Here is a 2822-nt window from a genome sequence, read left to right on the forward strand (position 1 = left end):
GGGCCCGGGGCCGGGGCCCCCCCCGGCGGCGACACCGACATCTTCTTCGGCATGCCGCGAAAGAAACTTCGCGACGTGCTCGGCTGGAAGGCAGGCGGCGAAAACATGTGGGACGACGAGGACGAATACGCCGATGCCGCCGGGGACGAATGGCTGCGGCTGCGCTTCCTCGACGACAAGCTGTGCGACATCGAGGTGCTGGGCGGCCAGCTCACGCACGAAGGCACGGAACTACTCGCCACGACGATGCCCGCCCTGCATGCGGCGCTGAAGAAATCCGGCATGGCGCTGGAAAAAACCGAATGGCTTTCCGAAGGCCACGATTGCGTCGACCTCCAGATCGTGGTGGCATCCAGGGAAGACACCGGGGACGTTGGCGAGGAGATCGCGTGGGTCATCACCAGCAGCGACTTCCGCGTCGAATGACGCGAACGAGGGCCACCGTCGCAAGGCGCATCCGCCTCGCGGCGGTCCTGCTGGCGATCGCCTGTCTTGCCGGCTGCGCCACCGGGCCGCGCGTCGCGCCGCAGCGCAGCGCCCTCGCCCACTGGACACCGTCGCCCAACTTCAACGCGCGCAAGGCGCAGATCATCGTGTTGCACCACACGTCGATCGGCGACGCCGCGGAAGCCCTGCGCGTGCTGAGCACACGCAACAGCGAAGGCCAGGTGAGCGCCCACTACCTCGTCGAGGCCAATGGCCGCATCGACCAGCTCGTCGACGACAACGACCGCGCATGGCATGCGGGTGCCTCGCGCTGGGGCGACATGACGGACCTGAATTCCTCGTCCATCGGCATCGAGATCGACAACGATGGCGAGTCCCCATTCACCCAGCCGCAGATACAAGCGCTGGTGAAACTGCTGGCCGATCTCACCACGCGCCTCGGCATCCCGCGCGAAGCGGTGGTCGGCCATGGCGACATCGCGCCCGGCCGGAAGAACGACCCGAGCGCGCGGTTCCCCTGGGCGACGCTCGCCAGCTACGGTTTCGGACTGTGGCCGGAGCCGAACCCGATCCCCGCGCCGCCCGGCTTCGACAGCCTCGCGGCGATGCGCCTGGTCGGTTATGACGTATCCAATCCGCGCAATGCGATCGTCGCCTTCCATCGCCACTACCGCGCGATGGAAACCGACACGCTCGATCTCACCGATGCCGCCCTTCTTTATTCTCTGCAACGCAAGCTGATGGCGCCTCGTCAGTAATCGAACGAAGCGAACGCGGCGATCGTCCGTTCGATGGCCGTGTCGTCGATGTCCAGGTGCGTCACCAGGCGGATCGACGGAAGATAGCCGATGCTCAGTCGTACGCCGTGCGCGGACATGTGCGTGGCTAGGTCCTTCAAGCGTGCGGGCGGCACGTCGACGAAGACCATGTTCGTATGGCAGCCCTTGACCTCGAGGCCGTCGATCCGGCGCAAGCCGTCCGCCAGCCGGATGGCGCGCGCGTGGTCGTCGGCCAGGCGTTCCACATGGTGGTCGAGCGCGTGCATGGCCGCCGCGGCCAGCATGCCCGCCTGCCGCCAACCACCGCCGGCCACCTTGCGCCAGCGACGAGCGCGGTCGATCAGCGCCACGCTGCCCAGCAACACCGAGCCCACGGGCGCGCCAAGTCCCTTGGACAGGCACACGGACACGCTGTCGAAGCCCGCCACGACCTCGCGGGCCGGACGGCCATAGGCGATCGCCGCGTTGTAGAGACGCGCGCCGTCCATGTGCAGTCCGAGGCCGCGCCGTGTCGCCAGTTCGCGCGCGGAGGCGAGGTAATCGAACGGAAGGACGCGGCCATGCCAGGTGTTCTCCAGCGCCAGCAGGCGGGAGCGGGCGAAGTGCGGGTCGATCGGCTTGATCGCCGCCTCGACCTTGTCCAGGGGTAACGTTCCGTCGGCGTCCTGCGGGATCGGCTGTGGCTGGATCGAACCCAACACCGCCGCACCGCCGCCTTCGAAGCGATAGGTATGCGCATCCGCGCCTACGATGTACTCGTCGCCGCGTTCGCAGTGGCTCATCAGCGCGAGCAGGTTGCCCTGGGTACCGGTGGGCACGAATAACGCCGCGGCGAAGCCCAGGTCGGCCGCGATGCGGTCCTGCAAGGCATTGACCGTGGGGTCCTCGCCGTACACATCGTCACCGACCGGTGCACGCGACATCGCCTCGCGCATGGCGTCGGTGGGCCGGGTGACGGTATCGCTGCGCAGGTCGATGGTTTCCATGGCATGGGTTCGAGAGGGACCAGCCAATGATGGTACGCGATGCCGTTCACGATTCCGTGGCCCGAAAGACGGCATGCTTCAAGCCATGATCACGATCGTCATGGGTGTTTCCGGCAGTGGCAAGAGCACGATCGGCACCGGCCTGGCGGCACGGCTGGGCCAGCCCTTCGTCGACGGGGACCACCTGCATCCGCAAGCCAACCGCGACAAGATGGCCCGGGGCATACCGCTCGACGATGCGGACCGACAGCCCTGGCTCGCCGCCATCGTGGGGGAAATGGATCGCCACCGGCGGCAGGGCGAGTCGCTGGTGGTGGCGTGCTCGGCCTTGAAGCGCCGCTATCGCGATTTCTTGCGCGACGGACACGACGACGTGAGGTTCGTCTACCTGCATGGCTCACGCGAACTGCTGGCCGAACGCCTCGGACACCGGGCGGGACACTTCTTCGATCCGGCGCTCCTCGACAGCCAGTTGGCCACGCTGGAGGAACCCGGCGACACGGAGGCCATGCGCGTGGAGATCGGCAAGCCGCCGGCCGAACTCGTCGAGTGCATCATCCGCGCGGATTGCCACGGTCCGCAGCCGTAGACCTGTCTCTTATACACATCT

General features: G+C 67.2%; 4 protein-coding genes. 3 read left to right on the forward strand and 1 reads right to left on the reverse strand.

All coding sequences use genetic code 11. The features are described 5' to 3' along the window. On the forward strand, nucleotides 1-426 hold a 426-nt coding region (locus ACR9ZJ_RS19135; protein WP_481288663.1), incomplete at its 5' end, for a hypothetical protein. After that, nucleotides 423-1205 (forward strand): N-acetylmuramoyl-L-alanine amidase, encoded by a 783-nt coding sequence (locus tag ACR9ZJ_RS19140; protein ID WP_481288664.1) that lies wholly within the window; start codon nucleotides 423-425, stop codon nucleotides 1203-1205. The genes ACR9ZJ_RS19135 and ACR9ZJ_RS19140, both read left to right, overlap by 4 nt. Here the strand turns inward: ACR9ZJ_RS19140 and ltaE are convergent. Next, nucleotides 1199-2212, reverse strand: coding sequence for a low-specificity L-threonine aldolase (gene ltaE, locus ACR9ZJ_RS19145; protein ID WP_481282306.1), 1014 nt, complete (start codon nucleotides 2210-2212; stop codon nucleotides 1199-1201). The genes ACR9ZJ_RS19140 and ltaE overlap by 7 nt on opposite strands. Nucleotides 2213-2285: 73 nt before the next feature. On the opposite strand from ltaE, the gene ACR9ZJ_RS19150 reads away from it, so the two are divergent. Continuing rightward, nucleotides 2286-2801: a gluconokinase gene (locus ACR9ZJ_RS19150; protein ID WP_481282305.1), complete on the forward strand. Its 516-nt coding sequence runs from the start codon at nucleotides 2286-2288 to the stop codon at nucleotides 2799-2801. The last annotated feature ends 21 nt before the right edge of the window (nucleotides 2802-2822 follow it).

Source organism: Luteibacter sp. KNZ12-1A, assembly GCF_056755675.1.

Bases quoted from the DNA above. Each gene is read 5' to 3' on its own strand.
- ACR9ZJ_RS19140 (WP_481288664.1), top strand. From the start codon at position 423: ATGACGCGAACGAGGGCCACCGTCGCAAGGCGCATCCGCCTCGCGGCG.
- ltaE (WP_481282306.1), bottom strand. From the start codon at position 2,212: ATGGAAACCATCGACCTGCGCAGCGATACCGTCACCCGGCCCACCGAC.
- ACR9ZJ_RS19150 (WP_481282305.1), top strand. From the start codon at position 2,286: ATGCTTCAAGCCATGATCACGATCGTCATGGGTGTTTCCGGCAGTGGC.